The 14,384-nt window shown below is 72.2% G+C and carries 16 protein-coding genes; 8 read left to right on the forward strand and 8 right to left on the reverse strand.

All coding sequences use genetic code 11. The features are described 5' to 3' along the window. The first annotated feature begins 36 nt into the window (after positions 1-36). The 3 genes from JYK04_RS26165 to JYK04_RS26175 all read left to right on the forward strand — a co-directional run bounded on the left by JYK04_RS26165 (position 37) and on the right by JYK04_RS26175 (position 2,388). A complete protein-coding gene (locus tag JYK04_RS26165) occupies positions 37-1,314 on the forward strand; it encodes a thymidine phosphorylase (protein WP_030009876.1) in 1,278 nt (425 codons plus the stop codon). Between the two features lie 95 nt (positions 1,315-1,409). After that, positions 1,410-2,000 carry a Uma2 family endonuclease gene (locus JYK04_RS26170; protein ID WP_189733128.1) on the forward strand — a complete coding sequence of 197 codons (591 nt, stop codon included), beginning with the start codon at positions 1,410-1,412 and terminating at the stop codon, positions 1,998-2,000. Between the two features lie 55 nt (positions 2,001-2,055). Next, positions 2,056-2,388 (forward strand): STAS domain-containing protein, encoded by a 333-nt coding sequence (locus tag JYK04_RS26175; protein WP_189733736.1) that lies wholly within the window; start codon positions 2,056-2,058, stop codon positions 2,386-2,388. Here JYK04_RS26175 and JYK04_RS26180 read toward each other — a convergent pair. Next, entirely contained in the window at positions 2,284-3,282 is a 999-nt protein-coding gene (locus tag JYK04_RS26180) for a sigma-70 family RNA polymerase sigma factor (RefSeq protein ID WP_189733126.1), read from the reverse strand. The two genes, JYK04_RS26175 and JYK04_RS26180, sit on opposite strands and share 105 nt — an antisense overlap. A gap of 198 nt (positions 3,283-3,480) precedes the next feature. Between JYK04_RS26180 and JYK04_RS26185 the strand changes: the two genes are divergently transcribed. Next, the gene (locus JYK04_RS26185) at positions 3,481-4,794 is read left to right on the forward strand and encodes an MFS transporter (RefSeq protein ID WP_189733124.1); all 1,314 of its coding nucleotides are present in this window, start codon (positions 3,481-3,483) and stop codon (positions 4,792-4,794) included. A 59-nt stretch (positions 4,795-4,853) separates the two neighbouring features. Here the strand turns inward: JYK04_RS26185 and JYK04_RS26190 are convergent, their stop codons facing one another. Together JYK04_RS26190 and JYK04_RS26195 are read right to left on the reverse strand one after the other, a co-directional pair. Continuing rightward, complete coding sequence (locus tag JYK04_RS26190) at positions 4,854-5,552, reverse strand: L,D-transpeptidase family protein (protein WP_189733122.1); 699 nt, start codon at positions 5,550-5,552, stop codon at positions 4,854-4,856. 89 nt (positions 5,553-5,641) lie between these two features. After that, positions 5,642-6,925 (reverse strand): MFS transporter, encoded by a 1,284-nt coding sequence (locus tag JYK04_RS26195; RefSeq protein WP_189733120.1) that lies wholly within the window; start codon positions 6,923-6,925, stop codon positions 5,642-5,644. 62 nt (positions 6,926-6,987) lie between these two features. On the opposite strand from JYK04_RS26195, the gene JYK04_RS26200 reads away from it, so the two are divergent. Next, on the forward strand, positions 6,988-7,962 hold the full coding sequence (locus JYK04_RS26200; protein ID WP_189733734.1) for a LysR family transcriptional regulator: 975 nt from the start codon (positions 6,988-6,990) through the stop codon (positions 7,960-7,962). A 505-nt stretch (positions 7,963-8,467) separates the two neighbouring features. On the opposite strand, the gene JYK04_RS26205 is transcribed toward JYK04_RS26200, so the two are convergent. The 3 genes from JYK04_RS26205 to JYK04_RS26215 all read right to left on the reverse strand — a co-directional run bounded on the left by JYK04_RS26205 (position 8,468) and on the right by JYK04_RS26215 (position 10,969). Further along, positions 8,468-9,490 carry a helix-turn-helix transcriptional regulator gene (locus JYK04_RS26205; protein WP_229874972.1) on the reverse strand — a complete coding sequence of 341 codons (1,023 nt, stop codon included), beginning with the start codon at positions 9,488-9,490 and terminating at the stop codon, positions 8,468-8,470. Between the two features lie 288 nt (positions 9,491-9,778). Then, positions 9,779-10,150 (reverse strand): cupin domain-containing protein, encoded by a 372-nt coding sequence (locus JYK04_RS26210; protein WP_189733118.1) that lies wholly within the window; start codon positions 10,148-10,150, stop codon positions 9,779-9,781. 81 nt (positions 10,151-10,231) lie between these two features. Beyond that, entirely contained in the window at positions 10,232-10,969 is a 738-nt protein-coding gene (locus JYK04_RS26215; RefSeq protein ID WP_189733116.1) for an alpha/beta hydrolase, read from the reverse strand. A gap of 113 nt (positions 10,970-11,082) precedes the next feature. On the opposite strand from JYK04_RS26215, the gene JYK04_RS26220 reads away from it, so the two are divergent. The 3 genes from JYK04_RS26220 to JYK04_RS26230 all read left to right on the forward strand — a co-directional run bounded on the left by JYK04_RS26220 (position 11,083) and on the right by JYK04_RS26230 (position 13,537). Continuing rightward, on the forward strand, positions 11,083-12,231 hold the full coding sequence (locus tag JYK04_RS26220; RefSeq protein WP_033219622.1) for an adenosine deaminase: 1,149 nt from the start codon (positions 11,083-11,085) through the stop codon (positions 12,229-12,231). 139 nt (positions 12,232-12,370) lie between these two features. Further along, complete coding sequence (locus tag JYK04_RS26225; protein ID WP_189733804.1) at positions 12,371-12,628, forward strand: hypothetical protein; 258 nt, start codon at positions 12,371-12,373, stop codon at positions 12,626-12,628. A 132-nt stretch (positions 12,629-12,760) separates the two neighbouring features. Further along, complete coding sequence (locus JYK04_RS26230; protein WP_189733114.1) at positions 12,761-13,537, forward strand: hypothetical protein; 777 nt, start codon at positions 12,761-12,763, stop codon at positions 13,535-13,537. Positions 13,538-13,561: 24 nt separating this feature from the next. Here JYK04_RS26230 and JYK04_RS26235 read toward each other — a convergent pair whose 3' ends face one another. Then, the gene (locus JYK04_RS26235) at positions 13,562-13,762 is read right to left on the reverse strand and encodes a PspC domain-containing protein (protein WP_189733112.1); all 201 of its coding nucleotides are present in this window, start codon (positions 13,760-13,762) and stop codon (positions 13,562-13,564) included. A gap of 37 nt (positions 13,763-13,799) precedes the next feature. Beyond that, positions 13,800-14,372, reverse strand: coding sequence for a VanZ family protein (locus JYK04_RS26240; protein ID WP_189733110.1), 573 nt, complete (start codon positions 14,370-14,372; stop codon positions 13,800-13,802). Positions 14,373-14,384: the final 12 nt, after the last annotated feature.

The following is a 14,384-nucleotide window of genomic DNA, read 5'->3' on the forward strand; positions in this document are numbered from 1 at the left end:
TCTCCCTCTCTCTATGCGCGTAGAAGGAAGCACCTCATGGACGTCATCTCCGTCATCCGGACCAAGCGGGACCGCGGTGAGCTGAGCCCCGAGCAGATCGACTGGGTCATCGACGCGTACACCCGCGGTGTCGTGGCCGACGAGCAGATGTCGGCGCTGGCGATGGCCATCCTGCTCAACGGCATGAACCGGACCGAGATCGCCCGCTGGACCGCGGCGATGATCGCCTCCGGTGAGCGCATGAACTTCGACTCCCTCTCCCGCCCGACCGCCGACAAGCACTCCACGGGCGGCGTCGGCGACAAGATCACCCTCCCGCTCGCCCCGCTGGTCGCCGCGTGCGGCGCGGCCGTGCCCCAGCTCTCGGGCCGCGGCCTCGGCCACACCGGCGGCACCCTCGACAAGCTGGAGTCCATCCCCGGCTGGCGCGCGCTGCTCTCCAACGAGGAGATGCTGCACGTCCTGGACACCACCGGCGCGGTCATCTGCGCGGCCGGCGACGGCCTGGCCCCGGCGGACAAGAAGCTCTACGCGCTGCGCGACGTCACCGGCACGGTCGAGGCCATCCCGCTGATCGCCTCCTCGATCATGTCGAAGAAGATCGCCGAGGGCACCGGCTCGCTCGTCCTGGACGTCAAGGTCGGCACCGGCGCCTTCATGAAGAACATCGAGGACGCCCGTGAGCTGGCGCGCACCATGGTCGGCCTCGGCACCGACTCGGGCGTCAAGACCGTCGCGCTCCTGACGGACATGTCCACCCCGCTGGGCCTGACCGCCGGAAACGCGCTGGAGGTCCGCGAGTCCGTCGAGGTCCTGGCCGGCGGCGGCCCCGCCGACGTGGTCGAGCTGACCATCGCGCTGGCCAAGGAGATGCTGGACGCGGCGGGCATCAAGGATGCCGACCCGGCGAAGGCCCTGGCCGACGGCTCCGCGATGGACCACTGGCGCCGGATGATCGCGGCCCAGGGCGGCGACCCGGACGCGACCCTCCCGGTGGCCCGCGAGCAGCACGTGGTCACCGCCCCCGAGTCGGGCGTCCTGACCCGCCTGGACGCGTACGGGGTCGGCGTCGCCGCCTGGCGCCTGGGCGCCGGCCGCGCGCGCAAGGAGGACCCGGTGCAGGCGGGCGCGGGCGTCGAGCTCCACGCGAAGCCGGGCGACACGGTCACGGCGGGCCAGCCGCTGATGACCCTGCACACGGACACCCCGGAGAAGTTCGACTACGCCCTCGCCTCCCTGGCGGGCACGTACGACATCGCTCCGGCGGGCACGGCCTTCTCCGCCACGCCGATCGTCCTGGACCGCATCGCCTGACCTGCGGCTTCCCTTTCGGGTGAACGGGACCGGTGGACCCCCGCCGGTCCCGTTCGGCATGCTGGGATCGGTGCCAACAGCTTGAGGAGCACGCCATGAGCGCACTCACCGTCCAGCAGGAGCCCGCAAGCGGCGACGACTGGGACGAGCTCGTCCGTCTCTGGGAGGAGACGGACGCGCCGGAGGGCTGCAAGGTGGAGATCATCGAGGGGATCATCACCTTGGCACCACCGCCCGTCAACCACCACAACTACATCGCGGTCAAGGTCCAACGGGCCCTGTTGCCAGTTCTCCCCGAAGCCTGTGAGGTGTACCAGACGCTCAATGTGGCGGTCCCGTCCCGCGTGGGCCTCTACATCCCGGACCTGGTGGTCGTACCCGACGAGGCTGCCCTGGAGGAAGGCAACTACGTCCCGGCCGCCGTTGCGGAACTGGTGGTGGAGATCACCTCGAAGTCCAACGCCGTCAACGACCGCGTCGCCAAGCTGGCGGGCTACGCGACCGCCGTCATCCCGCTGTATCTGCTCATCGACGCCTTCGCGTCCGGCGGCCCGACCATCACGCTGTATGGCGAGCCGAAGAACGGGCACTACCGGATTCTTCAGGCAGGCAAGTTCGGCGAGACCTTCCACCTCCCCGCGCCCTTCGACCTGAAGCTGGACACGTCCGCCTTCCCGACGCCCTGAGGCCGGCCCGGCGCCGATGAGTTCCGGCGGCCCGGGGAGTCACCCTCTCGTGACGATGAGACGACTCGTGGTGCCCGGACCCACTCCGACCGCCACGGACGGCGCGCGCCTGTGCGCACGGCTGGTCCGGCTGTACGAAGGCGGGGCGACGGCCGTGGAGTGCGATGCCGGGGCCGTCACCGCGCCGGACCTGGCCGCCGTCGAGGCGCTGGCCCGGCTGCGGCTGACCGCCCGCGGGCACGGGGGTTTCACCGTGACCGGCGCCGACCCGGCCCTACGCGCCCTACTGGACCTCGTGGGCCTCGTCGAGCTGCTCGGGGAGGCCGAACAGCGGGAACCACCGCGCGGTGTCCAGGAAGGCGTTGAGCCCGACGATCTTGCCGTCTGAGATCTCCAGCACCTGGAGCGCCCACGGGGTGTGGCCCGGCCGCCCGTCCTCGCGCGGACGGTACTGGCCGAAGGCGGGCAGGCCGTTCGCCGTCGTCGGGACGAGCCGGGAGCCCTTGCAGCCGATGCCCTGGTTCAGGTGCCAGGCCGCGATGTCCTCGTGGCCCTGGAGCCACAGGTCGAACGGCGGCATCGAGAGCACCGCGTCCTCGTGGAGGAGGGTGGTGAGCCGCGAGATGTCGTAGGCCTCGAAGGCGGAGAGGTACCGCTCCAGCAGCTTGGCCTGGTCCGCGTCGAGCGGATCCGCCGGGTCGCTGTCGCGCAGCGACTGCCCGGCCAGGGTGGCCCGTGCCCGCTGGAGGGCGCTGTTCACCGAGGCCGTCGTGGTCTCCAGGAGCCGGGCCACCTCGTCGGCCTTCCAGGCCAGCACCTCGCGCAGGATGAGCACCGCCCGCTGCTTCGCCGGCAGGTGCTGGAGCGCCGCGACGAAGGCCAGGCGTACGGACTCCTTCGCCAGCGCCATCTCGGCGGGGTCGGCCGTCTGCGGCAGCACCCGGGCGTCCGGAACCGGCTCCAGCCAGGTCACCTCGGGGCGCTCGTTCAGCACGGCGGAGGCCTGGTGCTGCGGGGCGGTCAGGTCCATCGGGCGGGCCCGCTTGTTCCCGGCGTTCAGCAGGTCCAGGCAGACGTTGGTGGCGATCCGGTACAGCCACGACCGCAGCGAGGAGCGGCCCTCAAACTTCTCGTAGCTGCGCCAGGCGCGGATGTACGTGTCCTGCACCGCGTCCTCGGCGTCGAAGGACGAGCCGAGCATCCGGTAGCAGTAGCCGGTGAGCTCGACCCGGTACCGGTCCATCGCGGTGTCGAGGTCCACATCGGTGGCGAGGTCGCTCATGTCCGTTCATCCCCCTGGTCGTTCCGCTCCTTCGGAACCTACCGGAGGGGTGTGACAACGGCAGCCGGAAGGGCCGGAGAGCCCATGTATGTCGTCATCAAGTTTCTTGACGTCAAGATTAATCTGCGGCAGGCTTCCTTCATGTATCTCGACGTCGAGATACCTGGACGGTGGACGCGGTCGATACGGGGGACTGGGATGCGGCGCGGCAAGGGGATCCGGAAGGCACGGCAGGGGGACGGTGGTCTGCTGGCGCAACTGCGCCGGCCGCCCGGCGGCCGTGACGCGCGGATCATGCTGCTCACCCAGGCGCTGGACCGCGCGGGTACCGGCGTGTGGGCCGCGTCCTCCGTCCTCTACTTCACCTTCGTCGTCGGCCTCGACGCCGGTCGGCTGGGCCTGCTGCTGGGCGCGGCCGGGGTGGCGGGCATCGCCGGATCGCCGCTCGCGGGCCACCTCGCCGACCGCTTCCAGGTGCGCACCCTGCTGATCGGCTGCCACCTCGTCCGCCTCGGGGCCCTCTGCGTGCTGCTGGTGGTCACCGACTTCGGCCCGCTGCTGCTCCTGTTCGCCGTCACCCACCTGGGAGACCGGGCGGCCAAGACGCTGGAGATGCTGTTCGCCACCCGGGTCGCGGGCGAGCGGCGCTCCACCTACCAGGCGCTGTCGCGCAGTTCGGCGAACGCCGGATACGCCCTCGGCGCGGGCCTCGCCGCCATCGGACTCGCCGTCGGCACCCGCGGCGCCTACCAGGTGCTGATCCTGGCCAACGCCCTGTCGTTCCTGGTGGCCGCGGCCCTGGTGTGGCGCACCCGGGAGCCGAACGGCCACGGGCTCGTGGTCGCACGGCCCGGAGGGCAGGACGACGCCCCGGTGGCCGGGGCCGGGGCCGGCCCCTGGCGGGACCGCGGCTACCTGCGGTTCGTCCTGCTGGACATCCCGATGAACCTGGACGACTCGATCCTCGGTGTCGGCGTGCCGCTGTGGCTCGTCGGCCACACCGCGGCCCCGCACGCCCTGATCCCGGCCTTCCTGGTCATCAACACCGTGCTCGTCGTCGCCCTGCAGCTACGGGTGTCGGCGCGGGTACGCGACGCGCGCCAGGCGGCGGGCGCGGTCGCCCTGTACGGCCTGACGACCCTCGCCTGCTGCGCCGTCCTGGCCGCCGCCCCCGCGGGCGGGGCCCGGGCCGCCTCGGCCGCCCTGCTCGCCGCGGCCGTGCTGGCCACCGCGGCGGAGCTGATGCGCTCGGTGAGCTCCTGGGAGCTGGCGGTCTCGCTCGCACCCCGGGAGGCGCGCGCCTCCTACCTCGGGGTGGCCGGCATGGCCCAGTCCGTCCAGAAGTCCGCGGGCCCGCTGCTGCTCACCGGCGCGGTGATGGCGGCCGGCCCGGCCGGCTGGCTGGCCCTCGGGGCCGGGGTGGCGGGCCTGTCCCTCGTCCAACGCCGGGCCGCCCTGCGGCGGTTGGCCCACCTGGGTGCCGCGCCCGCGCCCGAGCCCGCGCGGGCCTAGACCGTCTCTTCCGGATCTTGTCGGACGACCCGGGCCCGGCAGGATCCGAAAGAGACGGCCTAGGTGCCGGGCTTGCGCCCGTACACGTAGACGTCCTCGCCCTGCCCCAGCAGGTTCCAGTACGCCTTGGCGTCGGCGGAGCGCATGTTCACGCAGCCACCCGAACCGGGCGGGTTCCACATGCTCTTGGTGGTCGAGTGGAAGGCGATGCCGCCGTCGAAGAACTGCGCGTACGGCATCGAGACGTTGTAGAGCGTCGACCAGTGGTCGATGTTCCGGTAGTAGATCTTCTTCAGCCCGGTGCGCGTCTCCGTGCCGTCCTTGCCGGTGCGGACCGGGACGGGCCCGTACGTCAGGGTGGCGCCGTCCTGGATCCAGCTGAGCTGCCGCGTCAGGTCCACGCAGGCGATCCGCCCCCGGTCCACCGGGCAGTCACCCGCCCTGTTCGGGGTGGTGCCGGCCGCCCGCTGGGCCAGCATCGTGCTCATCGTCTGCCAGGTCAGCGGCCCGGCGTAGCCCTGGGTCGGGGTGATCCCGTGGGTCGCCTGGAAGGAGCGGATCGCCGTGCAGTCGGCCGCCGACTGCTTCCCGTCCACCGGCCGGCCGAGGAACTGCTCGACCTGCCGCTGGTACGGCCCGGTGGTGAGGTTGCAGGAGGCGGCGGCCTGCGCCGCCCCGCCCCCCGCGACCACCACCGGCAGCGCCAGCGCGACCGCCACGCCCAGCACCGCCGCCCGCGCCCCGAACCTCGTACCCATCCGGTCCTCCCCTGCTCGCACAGCATGTCCTCCGTGTTGAATGCCCGGAAAACAAGCAGGGGTTGCCTGCGGCGGGAGCGTAGTTTCCCTCAGCGCGCGCCCATGGCCGACGCCGGCATCCGCCGCTCGGCGCGCGCCGCGTGCGACCCGTACAGGGTGATCGACACGACGCCGAGCACCGCCAGCAGCGCGATGCCGACCGTGGCCGCCCAGCCGGCCCCGTGGTAGGCCAGGGCGCCCAGGGTGCCGCCCGCGCTGGAGCCGAGGTAGTACGCCGACTGGTAGAGCGCGGAGGCCTGCGCCCGGCCCGTCTTCGCCGTCCGGCTCACCGCGGCCGAGGCCACCGCGTGCCCCGCGAAGAAGCCCGCGGTGATCAGGACCAGCCCGAGCATGATCGCCGCCAGGGAGTCGGACAGCGACAGCAGCAGGCCGAGCGCCGTGGTCGTCACGGCCAGGTACAGCGCGCCGCGCCGCCCGGTGCGGGCCACCAGCTTGCCGGCGGCGGCCGAGGAGACCGTACCGACCAGGTAGATCAGGAAGATCGACCCGACCACGCCCTGCCCGAGCGAGAACGGCTCGTCCACCAGGCGGTAGCCGATCACGGTGTAGACCGCGCCGAAGACCGTCATGAACAGCGCGCCGATCCCGTACAGGCGCAGCAGCAGCGGATCGCGCAGATGGCCGGCGACGGTACGGCCCACCGCGCGCGGGTTCAGCGACGCCGGGCGGAAGAACCGCGCCCGGGGCAGCAGCACCAGGAAGGCCACGGCGCACGCCAGCGCCATCAGGGCGACGGCCAGCAGGCCCGCCCGCCAGCCCCACAGCTGCGCGGCCCAGCCGGTGACGAGACGGCCGCTCATCCCGCCGATGGAGTTCCCCGCCACGAACAGGCCGATCGCGGCCACCAGGGCCTTCGGCTTGACCTCCTCCGCCAGGTAGGCCATCGCGGAGGCCGGGATCCCGGCGATCGCCGCGCCCTGGACGGCGCGCAGCACCACCAGCCACTCCACGTTCGGCGCGAACGGCACCAACAGGCCGACGCCGACGGCGATCACCATCGAGTACGTCATCATCCGGGTGCGGCCGAACCGCTCGGACAATGCGCTCAGCGGGAGGACGAACAGCGCGAGCGCGCCGGTGGCCGCGGACACCGTCCAGCTGGCCTGGCCCGCCGTCACCCCGAAGCCGGCGGAGATCGCGGGCAACAGCGCCTGGGTGGAGTAGAGGAGGGCGAACGTCGCGAGTCCGGCGGCGAAGAGCGCGAGGCTCATCCGGCGGTAGCCGGGGCGGCCGGGGGAGAGGGGCTGCGGTGCGGGGGACGACGGGGTGGAGGCACCCGGGATGACGGGTGCCCCGGTATGAACGGGAGGCATGCTTCGACGGTAGGCCTGTCATTTTCATGCGTCCAATGCACAGAATCGCGATAATCGATCCGCTGATGCATCAACCGAGCTCAGAGGCGTGGATGTCGATGAACCGTTACGTAGAAGACATGGCCGTGACAACCTTGCTCGCGCCGCGGCTGGCCTATTTCGTCGCCGTCGCCCGCCACGAGCACGTCACGCGGGCCGCCCACGAGCTGGGCGTCCCGCAGTCCACCCTGTCCCGGGCCATGGTCCGGCTCGAACAGGACCTCGGCGTCACGCTGTTCGCCCGCAAGGGCCGTACGGTCGCGCTCACCACGGCCGGCCGCACCTTCCTGGCCTCGGCCGAGCAGGCCCTCACGGAGATCGACCGCGCCGCCGAATCCGTACAGCAGGACGCCGATCCGGCGGCCGGCAAGGTGGCCTTCGGCTTCCTGCACACCCTCGGGTCCGAGACCGTGCCCGGCCTCATCCGCGCCTTCCGCGCCGACCACCCGCGCATCCGCTTCTCCCTCGTCCAGAACTACGGCGAGGCCATGCTGGAGAAGCTCCGGGCCGGCGAACTCGACCTGTGCCTGACCTCCCCGCTGCCGGACGCGCCCGACCTGGTCGCCCGGCGCCTCGACGAACAGCGGCTGCGGCTGGTGGTCCCGGACGACCACCGGCTCGCGACGCGCAAGCGCATCCGCCTCGCCGAGGCCGCCGAGGAAACCTTCGTCACCCTGGAGCCCGGTTACGGCATGCGCCGCATCACCGACGACCTGTGCGCGGAGGCCGGGTTCACCCCGAAGGTCGCCTTCGAGGGCGAGGAGGCCGAGACCCTGCGCGGCCTCGTCGCCGCCGGCCTCGGCGTGGCCCTCCTGCCGCCCCCGGCCGTGGCCCGCCCCGGGGTGGTCGAGCTGACGGTCACCGCCCCGCGCGCCGTCCGCGAGATCGGCGTCGCCTGGCTGGACGGCCACCCCGACACCCCGCCGGTGGCGGAGTTCAAGCGCTTCCTCCTCTCCCGCCGCGGCCGCCTGATCCCCGAACTGGAACCCCTGCCCTAGCCGCCGGGCCCTGCCCTGCCCGGACCGGGCCGCCACGCGGCCGGCCGATTCCCTTTGGCCGGGCCAATTCCGCCCCGCCCGGGTGCATTGGGCCTTGCCCGGCCAATCCAGCCTCGCCGGCGTTTGAGGCGCGGGGTCTGGGGCGGAGCCCCGGGAAACCCGGCTCCGCCGGGCACCGGGCTCCGCCCGGACCCTCCCCCAGCTACCGCTGGGAGGTGCCCCCTCCTCAAACGCCGGCGGGGCTGGGATGTGCCCGGCAGGGCTGGATGTGCCGGGGCGGGGCTGGGATGTGCCCGGGCAGGGCTGGATGTGCCGGGGCGGGGCTGGGATGTGCCCGGGCAGGGCTGGGATGTGCCGGGGCGGGGCTGGGATGTGCCCGGGCAGGGCTGGGATGTGCCGGGGCGGGGCTGGGATGAGCCCGGGCGAGGCTGGGATGTGCCGGGGCGAGGCTGGGATGTGCCCGGGCGGGCTGGATGTGCCCCTGCGGGGCCTGGTGGCCCGGTGGTCAAGGGGTCGGCGGTCGGGTCGGGGTCGGGGCGAGCAAGTAGCCCGCCTGGAAGCGGGATTTGGCGCCCACCGCGCGCATGATCTCGGCGATGTGGCGCTGGCAGGTCCGCTCCGACATGCCCAGCCGGCGCGCGATCACCTTGTCCTCCAGCCCCTCCGACAGCAGCCGGACGATCGTCTGCCGCAGTTCGTCCGAGATCGACCGGGCCGCCTCCGGGCTCACCGACGTGGGGAAGGGCTCCGCGCCCACCCAGGAGCGTTCGAAGGCCGCCGTCATGAAGTGCACGACGCTCGGCTCCCGCACCACCAGCGCCGCCCCGTTGCGGTCCGGCACCGCCATCACGCCCGTGTGTTCGTCGAAGATCAGCATCCGCATCAGCCCGTCGCCCAGGGTCCGCACCTGGGCGCCCAGCGCCGTCACCCGCTCGACGTACGCCGCCGTGGGCCGTGAGTAGCGGGCCGTGTGCTGGTAGATCGTGCGCATCCGGACCCCGCGCGCCAGCAGCGACTCGTCCCGCCCGATCGACTCCTCCAGGGTCTCCACCGGGCGGCCCCCGCCCGGCTGCGAGGTCAGCAGCTCCCGCTCGCACGCCGCGACGAGCTCCGCGATCAGCCCCCGTACCGCACCGAGGTCCGTGACCAGTTCCAGCCGGCCCGATCCGCCGAGGTCCCGCTGCGCGGCCCCCGCCTCGTACGCGGGTACCAGCGCCTCCAGCCGCCCGCGCAGCCGGTCCATCTCGTCGTGGGTCTCCCGTACGAGCAGGGCCAGCGGGGCCAGGGCCCGGGCCGCCGCGGCCCGGGGGGCCACCGCGCTCCAGCGGTCCGGTCCGTCGCCCGGCACCCGCTGGAGCAGGTGCGCGGCGGCCAGCTCGGTGATCGCGGCGGCCGCGCGCACGCCCAGGGCCCCGGTGGCCTCGCACAGGTCAAAGCCGTGCCGCTCGACGGCGTACGCGTACAGGCGCCGGGCGGCGGGGCTCAGCTCCCCGGCCGCTGCGGGCGGCCCGGATTCCTCGGCAGGCATACGCGTATGCGTCCCGAGTTGTCGGGATTTGTAAACCCCTCGTGTTCCCGCAAGGCGGCAAGACGACGCCTGGACGGGCGCCATCGGCACATGCCGATGCGGCACAGTGGTCGGCACGGCGTGAGGGGGAAGCGCGGTATGCGGCAGCGGACACCCAGGCGAGGACGGGGGCCCGTGTCCTGCCGAGTCCGCGGCCCGCCGTGGTGGTCGCGCCGGATCCGTCGGTGCCATCCGACCGTGAGGGGGCGGAACGGCGGGTACGGACGGACTGGCGCGCCCCCGAAGCCGTCAGCCGTCGGCCGGCTTCGCGTAGTCGGTGTAGCCGGTCCAGTCCAGCGCTACGCACGGCTCGTCGCCCAGGACCCAGGCGTCGTGCCCGGGGGCGATCTGGATGAAGTCGCCCGGGCCGATCTCGCCGCTCTCCCCGTCGTCCATGACGATCTTCATCCGGCCGCTCACGACGTACCCGGTGTGGGCGGAGCGGCAGCTGTCCGTGCCGGCCAGCGGCTTGATGTGCAGCGACCAGCGCCAGCCCGGCTCGAAGACCGCGCGCCCCACCGCGCCGCCCTCGGTGTTGAACAGGTCCAGCCTGCCCGTGCCGGCCTCGAAGGGCCGCGTCTCGTCGGGCTTGTCGAAGTTCCTGTGGACCAATCCGCCCATGGCCGGTCGCCTCCGGGAGTAGAGCAGCACCCCGAGTCCAAGTCCCACGGTACGCGCGCCGCGCCGTGCCGCGCCCGTGGATCACCTTCTCAGCGACCTCCCGAAGCCCGAGGCCAGCGGCATCCGCAGGCCCAGCGGCGGGGGCGCGGCCAGGGCGTCCGTCACCGGCCGCGAGTACCGCCCCGAGGCGACCGCGCCCAGGATGAAGTCCACGGCCAGCGCCACCACTTCCGGCTGGTGCTCGCGCAGCCCGTGCCCGTCCGAATGCACCTCGAAGCGGCAGGTCGAACGATTCGCCTTCTTCGCGCGCGCCGCCAGCCGGAAGGAGGCCTCCGGGTCGCTGCGCGCGTCGTTGGTGCCGTGCACGATCAGCACCTGCCGTCCCGACAGCTGTTTCACCGGTTCAGGGGAGTCGTCCCGGGCCGCCGCCGCCGCTAAGCAAGGGGCGATCAGCACCACCGAGTTGACGGCCCCGTGTCCCGCCGCCCGCAGCGCGGCCAGGCCCCCCGCGTCATAGCCGGCCAGGCACACCGGCACGTCCCCGTACCGCCGCACCGCCTCGTCCGCGGCCCACCCCGCCTGCTCCTCCCGGGCGGAGTCCCCGCCGTGGACGACCACGTGCGTGACCAGCCCCTCGGCCCCGCCCGCCCGGGCCAGCGCCCGCGCGAGCGGACGCATGGGTCCCGGCGAGAACCTGGAGGCCCCGGGAAGCAGGAGCACCACCCCGTTGACCGTGCTTTCCGTCGAACCCGAGCCGGTTCTCGCGCCGACCGCCCGCCCCAGGCGGGCCCCGCGCGCCGGCGGCGCATGCTGTGCCATGGCGGAACAGTCTCAGACCTTGAGGTGTACGCCATCCGTCCGCGCGGTCTCTGTTACATATCGACGCCCGCCGGGGACATTCCGCTCTACGCGCGTAGGAGTAGAGTGCGCAGATGACGAGCGAGACCCCCAACCTGCCGACCCCGGATCAGATCCGTCGTTCCCCGAAGGTGCTGCTGCACGATCACCTCGACGGTGGACTGCGTCCCGGGACCATCATCGAGCTGGCCCGCGAGGTCGGCTACGAGAACCTCCCCGAGACCGACGCCGACAAGCTCGGCATCTGGTTCCGCGAGGCCGCCGACTCCGGTTCCCTGCCGCGCTACCTGGAGACCTTCGCGCACACCTGCGCGGTCATGCAGACGAAGGCCGCCCTCTTCCGGGTCGCCGCCGAGTGCGCCGAGGACCTGGCCGAGGACGGCGTCGTGTACGCCGAGATCCGCTACGCGCCCGAGCAGCACCTCGAAGCCGGCCTTTCCCTCGAAGAGGTCGTCGAGGCCGTGAACGACGGCTTCCGCGAGGGCGAGCGCCGCGCGAAGGCCAACGGGCACCGCATCCGCGTCGGCGCCCTGCTGACCGCGATGCGCCACGCCGCCCGCGCGCTGGAGATCGCCGAGCTGGCGAACCGCTACCGCGACAACGGCGTGGTCGGCTTCGACATCGCCGGCGCCGAGGCCGGGTTCCCTCCCACCCGCCACCTCGACGCCTTCGAGTACCTCAAGCGCGAGAACAACCACTTCACCATCCACGCGGGCGAGGCCTTCGGCCTGCCGTCGATCTGGCAGGCCCTGCAGTGGTGCGGCGCCGACCGCCTCGGTCACGGTGTGAAGATCATCGACGACATCGAGGTCGCCGAGGACGGTTCCGTGACCCTGGGCCGCCTGGCCTCGTACGTCCGGGACAAGCGCATCCCCCTGGAGATGTGCCCGACCTCGAACCTGCAGACCGCCGCGGCCGCCTCGTACGCCGAGCACCCGATCGGTCTGCTGCGCAAGCTGCACTTCAGGCTCACGGTCAACACGGACAACCGCCTGATGAGCGGCACCAGCATGAGCCGCGAGTTCGAGCACCTGGTCGACACCTTCGGCTACACCCTCGACGACATGCAGTGGTTCACCGTCAATGCGATGAAGTCCGCGTTCATTCCTTTCGATGAACGACTGGCCATGATCAATGAAGTGATCAAGCCCGGTTATGCGGAGCTGAAGTCGGAGTGGCTGTTCCAGCAGACCGCTTCCACCAGCGGTTCCGTCTCGGCCTAGGCCATGGCATGACATAGCGAGAGCGCCCGGGAAGGATAATTCCCGGGCGCTTTCTCGTATTTAAGGATGTTTGCGGACCGGGGTTTGAAGTGACTAGTTTGCGGAGCCGCTCAATTCCCCGTCGCAAGGACAACCCTTCATGAAGAAGTCAGCTGCCAAGACCCTCGGTACCGCCGTTCTCGGTGTCGCGTTCGCCGCGGTCGCCGCCGGTACCGCCTCCGCCGCCGTTCCGGCGGTCGGCCTCACCGACGCGCTGGGCTCCGCCGCGGGCATGCTCCAGGGCGCCACCAGCCAGCAGAAGGTGGGCGGCGGGGCCCAGCAGTCGAGCGACCCCACCTCCCAGATCACCGGAGCCCTGACCCCGCTGACCGGTGCCCTGAACGGCCTCGGCAGCTGACATCGCTGCCGCTGTGACACGTACACGTGTGCGGTGGGTGCATGCTCCTCGATCGGGCATGTGTCCCGCCGTGCCGTGTGCCACGATCGCCACCAACTGCCCGCCGACGTCTTGGGTACGAGGTTCTCGGTCATGCGCATGAAGGCACGAGCGACGATGGTCGCGCTGGTCCCCGCCCTGCTGTTCGCGGCGGTGGGGTGCAGCAGTACGAACACCCCCGCGACGGGCAAGGCCCCCGATCCCAAGGGCTCCGCGGGCAGCGCCCCAGCCGCGCCCGGAGCCCCGGCGCCGTCCGCCGCGGCGACGGGATCGGCCGCGCCGAAGACCGGTGGCAGCAGGCTTGAGCGGTCCGCGCTGGCACAGGGCGACCTGCCCGGCTACCAGGTCTCCGCCCAGGGCAAGAACCCGAACGCCCCGGACGGCCAGCCGCAGGCCGACAAGAAGGCCTGTCAGCCGCTGGCCGACATCATGGGCGACAAGCCGGACCCGTCCGCGCGCGAGGTCCTCAGCCGCGGCGTCGGCTCCCAGAAGCAGGTCGGGCTGGCCGTCTCCGCCACTGTCGGTTCCTACTCCGAGAGCGACGCCAAGGCGCTGATCGCCCGGCTCAAGGCCGCCGTCGCCGCCTGCGGTTCGGGCTTCTCGGCCACGGTCGGGAAGCAGACCGGCGCCTACCGCGAGGTGCGCCCCGCCGACTACCGCACGGGCGGCGACGAGAGCGTCAGCTGGACCATGACCGCCGCCGCCGAGGGCGTCTCGGCGCAGGTCCACCTGGTCGTCGTACGCGAGGGCGACACCGTCGTGCGGCTGACGGCCCTCAACGTGGCGGCGGCCCAGCAGAAGGCGCAGGTGCCGCAGGAAGTGGCCGACAAGCAGCTGGAGAAGATCAAGAAGGTCCAGCAGGCCGGCTGACCGCAGGACCCGCCGGCCGCCGGACTACCAGGCGGCCGAAGCGGACTTCTCGTTGGGCAGCAGTACCCACAGCGCTATGTAGATCAGGAACTGCGGGCCGGGCAGCAGGCACGAGACGACGAAAATGGCGCGCATCGCGTTCGCGGAAATTCCGAAACGCCGCGCCAGTCCGGCGCAGACTCCGCCGATCCAGCGGCCGTCACGGGGGCGGACCAGGGCGCTCATGAGATTCTCCTTCGTCGGTATCGCTTTCTGCGATGGCTCAATACTCCCGCTGGACCGCCGACAGAACGTCGGTCCAGGGGCCGAGCCCGACCCTGGAAATCTTCGGGGTATCCCCCTGATAAACGGGGTGTGAGCGCCTCAGCCGCGCCCGCAGCGCCGGTACGACGGCGATGTGCGCGAGCACCACGCCGACGGTGTTCAGCAGCACCGAGTCCACGTCCACGACCTGCCCCGGAACCGCTGTCTGCAGCATCTCGATGCACACCGAGACCAGCGCGCCCGCGGCGGCCGTCCGGGCCAGCGAGGACCACGCGGACAGGGCCGACGGCGCCAGCCGTCCGCTGATCAACGGCACCAGCACCCCGAGCGGGGCCAGCAGCGCGAGCCCCTCGCCGATCTGCCGGGCCGCCTCCAGCGGTCCGAGGGCCAGGTCCGCCGCGATCCCCTCCAGCGGGCTCAGATTGGCCGCCGCGGCCCAGGGCACGTCCAGCGGCCGCAGAGTCAGCCAGCCGACGACCACGAAATGGGCGGCGAGCAGGACCCCGGCCAGGAGTCGGAGACGGAGGTGGATCGCGGTGGCGGCGTTTTCGCCGCCCTCATGACGCTGCACACCTGCGAGGAC

The sequence above is a fragment of the Streptomyces nojiriensis genome (assembly GCF_017639205.1).
Lineage (GTDB): Bacteria > Actinomycetota > Actinomycetes > Streptomycetales > Streptomycetaceae > Streptomyces > Streptomyces nojiriensis.

Coding starts and splice junctions, on each gene's coding strand:
- JYK04_RS26165 (WP_030009876.1), top strand. CDS start 37: ATGGACGTCATCTCCGTCATCCGGACCAAGCGGGACCGCGGTGAGCTG.
- JYK04_RS26170 (WP_189733128.1), top strand. CDS start 1,410: ATGAGCGCACTCACCGTCCAGCAGGAGCCCGCAAGCGGCGACGACTGG.
- JYK04_RS26175 (WP_189733736.1), top strand. CDS start 2,056: ATGAGACGACTCGTGGTGCCCGGACCCACTCCGACCGCCACGGACGGC.
- JYK04_RS26180 (WP_189733126.1), bottom strand. CDS start 3,282: ATGAGCGACCTCGCCACCGATGTGGACCTCGACACCGCGATGGACCGG.
- JYK04_RS26185 (WP_189733124.1), top strand. CDS start 3,481: ATGCGGCGCGGCAAGGGGATCCGGAAGGCACGGCAGGGGGACGGTGGT.
- JYK04_RS26190 (WP_189733122.1), bottom strand. CDS start 5,552: ATGGGTACGAGGTTCGGGGCGCGGGCGGCGGTGCTGGGCGTGGCGGTC.
- JYK04_RS26195 (WP_189733120.1), bottom strand. CDS start 6,925: ATGCCTCCCGTTCATACCGGGGCACCCGTCATCCCGGGTGCCTCCACC.
- JYK04_RS26205 (WP_229874972.1), bottom strand. CDS start 9,490: ATGCCTGCCGAGGAATCCGGGCCGCCCGCAGCGGCCGGGGAGCTGAGC.
- JYK04_RS26210 (WP_189733118.1), bottom strand. CDS start 10,150: ATGGGCGGATTGGTCCACAGGAACTTCGACAAGCCCGACGAGACGCGG.
- JYK04_RS26215 (WP_189733116.1), bottom strand. CDS start 10,969: ATGGCACAGCATGCGCCGCCGGCGCGCGGGGCCCGCCTGGGGCGGGCG.
- JYK04_RS26220 (WP_033219622.1), top strand. CDS start 11,083: ATGACGAGCGAGACCCCCAACCTGCCGACCCCGGATCAGATCCGTCGT.
- JYK04_RS26225 (WP_189733804.1), top strand. CDS start 12,371: ATGAAGAAGTCAGCTGCCAAGACCCTCGGTACCGCCGTTCTCGGTGTC.
- JYK04_RS26230 (WP_189733114.1), top strand. CDS start 12,761: ATGCGCATGAAGGCACGAGCGACGATGGTCGCGCTGGTCCCCGCCCTG.
- JYK04_RS26235 (WP_189733112.1), bottom strand. CDS start 13,762: ATGAGCGCCCTGGTCCGCCCCCGTGACGGCCGCTGGATCGGCGGAGTC.